Annotated in this window: 3 protein-coding genes; all 3 read left to right on the top strand. The window is 58.7% G+C overall.

The features are described from left to right. A partial coding sequence (locus HDG37_RS38625; RefSeq protein ID WP_221312288.1) for a site-specific integrase occupies positions 1–1,080 on the top strand: 1,080 nt, incomplete at its 5' end. 233 nt (positions 1,081–1,313) lie between these two features. Continuing rightward, complete coding sequence (locus HDG37_RS38620) at positions 1,314–2,057, top strand: tyrosine-type recombinase/integrase (protein WP_221312287.1); 744 nt, start codon at positions 1,314–1,316, stop codon at positions 2,055–2,057. After that, positions 2,054–3,064, top strand: coding sequence for a site-specific integrase (locus tag HDG37_RS38615; protein WP_184056819.1), 1,011 nt, complete (start codon positions 2,054–2,056; stop codon positions 3,062–3,064). Before HDG37_RS38620 ends, HDG37_RS38615 begins: the two co-directional genes overlap by 4 nt. Positions 3,065–3,210: the final 146 nt, after the last annotated feature.

Raw genomic sequence — 3,210 nt, 5'->3', positions numbered from 1 at the left:
CTGGCGAAACGGTTTTGCTCTACGTATCAAATTCGTGCTGACGAATGCCTGAACTCTGACCAGGGGTGGCGGCGGAATATCGTGGTTTCCCTCAAGGTTCTCGAGCGCTTTGCTCATGACGGGCACATTGAGCGCATCGTCACCGACATGCAGAAGATACAGGTTCCCGCACCCATGAGCACGGCATTGCGCGACTATGAACTGTACTGCCGGGATCGCCGTCATCTTCGTGCAACGACCCTTCGCGAGCGGACGCGCGAGATAGCCATATTCGCGGATTTCCTTGGTTCAAGGAACATCACGTCTTTTGATCAGATGCAGCCGGCCGATCTCTGCGCATTTGTGACCGCGCAACATCGTCTGTCGGCGAAGTCAGTCTCGCGCATCGTTTCCGATGTGCGTTGCTTTCTGCGCTTTCTTCTGATGCGAGGAATTCTGCAGCAGGATCTCAGCCACGTATTGCCGGTGGTCCACGTTCCCCGCGATGCGACTATTCCGTCGGTCTGGGACCCGGAAGTCCTGATCAAGCTGCTCGAAGCCGTTGATAGAACCTCGCCCAAAGGCAAGCGCGATTACGCGATCTTTCTACTTGCCTGTCGCCTCGGATTGAGAGTGGGCGATATTCGCGCACTATCCCTCGACGATCTGAAGTGGGAAACGGCCACAATAGAGGTTAGGCAGTCGAAGACACTCGCACCTCTTTGTTTGCCATTGACGGAGGAAGTTGGCGAAGCGCTGATTGACTATCTGAGATCGGGCCGTCCTCACTCGGATCATCGCGAAGTGTTCCTCACATTGAACGCGCCTTTCCTACCCTTCCGCGAAGCCGACAGCCTACATTGGATCGTCCGTCATTGGAAGGCCATGGCCGGGATTCACTTCAGGACTCCACAACGCTATGGTTTGCACTCGCTGCGCCACACACTCGCGACACGATTGCTCCATGAACAGACGCCGTTTCAAGTCATCAGCGATATCCTGGGGCACGCGACCACAGCCTCGACGTTGATCTACGCCAAGACCGACGTGGAAACCCTGCGCACTGCCGCGTTGAACACCGAGGAGATGCGCCATGTCTAGTAACAAATTCAAGGGCCAGTTCCGAAGCGCTGTCGGCTCACTCATGGAACAGTTCGTCCAGGAGAAACGCGCGTGTGGGTACCGATATGATGAGCCAGCCCGCTTGCTGGCATGCTTTGACCGCTTCCTGAGCGATGAAGCGCTAATAGAATGCGAGCTGCCGCGCTCGATCAGCAGCAAGTGGCTCGCCAAACGGCCCCACGAGAGCAAGGGCACCCACGATCATCGTATCTGTGCAGTTCGCCAATTTGCCCTGTTCATGTGCCGGTTGGGATATGCCGCTGATGTGCCGGATCGATGGCCGATGGCAAGGGGAGCGAGCAGCTTCTCTCCGCGCAATCCTGACACACGCCGAGATCGAGCGGCTGTTGCAGGCGGCTGACCAGCTTACACCGACCGCCCGATCCCCAGTGCGGCATCTCATCATGCCGGAAGTGCTGCGGCTCCTGTATGGCTGCGGTCTGAGAATTAGCGAAGTGCTGCACCTGCGGGTGGCCGATGTGGACCTCGAACGGGGGATCCTGACGGTGCGTGATGGCAAATTTCGACGGGACAGGCTCGTCCCACCAGCCTTGCCGCTGGTACAGCGCCTTCGAACCTTCGCACAAGTCATGGGCGATCGCCCGTCCGATGCCTACTTCTTCCCTTCGCCATCCGACGGCCCGTTGAGCCACCCGGCGATCTACTGGCTGTACCGGGAGCTGCTGTTGCGCTCCGGGGTTCCGCATGCCGGCAGAGGCAAGGGGCCGCGCTTACATGATCTGCGCCACAATTTTGCCGTCCATGCCTTGCTGCGGTGGTGCCAGGAGGGAGCCAACCTCGATGCGAAGCTTCCGGTGCTGGCAACCTACCTCGGCCATCGCTCCCTCGCCGGAACGCAGCGCTATCTGCATCTGATCGCTGAACTATTTCCGGAGATCACGGCGCGCACCAGCGCCGCCTTCGGTGATGTCATCCCGAGGAGGAGCAGATCATGAAACCGACGGATTTCTCCATGCTCGTGACCAGCTTCCTGACGCACCATCTGGCCGCACAGCGCAACCTAAGCCCCAACACGATCAAGGCCTATCGCGACGTGTTTACCCTGCTGCTGCGATACTGTCGTGACGTGCGGGGAATCGCACTGGAGCGTCTGTCTCTGGCACAGATCGACGTAGGCCTGGTCGAGGCATTCCTTGATCACCTGGCCAACGACCGGCACGTTTCGGTCAGTACACAGAATCATCGCCTCGCGGCATTGCACGCGTTCTTCCGCTACGTACAGTCGGAAGTACCCGAGCGCCTGCTGCAGTGTCAGCAGGTCCTCGCGATTCCGCTGCGGCGACAGCCGCGCGCCAGCGTCGGTTACCTCTCCAAGGAATATCTTGCACAGCTTCTCGCACAACCGAACCTGCATACGTCTGAAGGCCGCCGGGATGCAGTGATGTTAAGCGTACTCTATGACACCGGTGCCCGGGTACAGGAGTTGATTGACCTGAACGCCGGGGACGTGCGCCTGGATCCTCCATCGCAGGTGCGGCTCTGGGGAAAGGGTCGAAAGCTGCGCGCCGTGCCTCTGATGGACACGACAGTCGAACTGCTGCTCCAGTATCGACGCGATAATAACCTCGATCGTCCTGAACACGCCGACAAGCCACTCTTCCAGAACCGGCAAGGCGCGCGATTATCCCGCTCGGGTGTACGTTATCTCCTGCAAAAGTATGTGGTTCCTGTGCGGCGAAATCACCCCGACTTCACACAGCGGGTGAGTCCTCACAGTCTGAGACACACAAAGGGAATGCACCTGCTGCAGAGTGGCGTGCCGCTCGAGATCATCCGCGACTTCCTCGGTCACGTCGATGTGAAGACAACCGAGATCTATGCTCGCGCAAATCTTGAGATGAAGCGCAAGGCACTCGAGAAAGCCACCGACGGTACGTCGCTTCCAAAGATCCCGTCCTGGCAGCAGAACAAGACGCTGCTCGAGTGGCTGCATTCACTGTAGGACTGCGGAGGTTGCGCACGCTGATTGTTGGCTGCGGGCCTCCCCATCCTGCCCAACTTTTATGTAGAGTTTCTACGACCGGAGACCTTTGCTATCGCGGGCTGGATTCGACACTGCACATAAAAACTTTCGGCCGGTAATACCGG

Origin of the sequence: Paraburkholderia sp. MM5384-R2 (genome assembly GCF_014201025.1) — a bacterium.
Lineage (GTDB): Bacteria > Pseudomonadota > Gammaproteobacteria > Burkholderiales > Burkholderiaceae > Paraburkholderia > Paraburkholderia tuberum.
This window is presented reverse-complemented; position numbering and strand designations above follow the sequence as displayed.

Excerpts from the sequence above, each read along its gene's own strand:
- HDG37_RS38615 (WP_184056819.1), top strand. The coding sequence starts at position 2,054 with ATGAAACCGACGGATTTCTCCATGCTCGTGACCAGCTTCCTGACGCAC.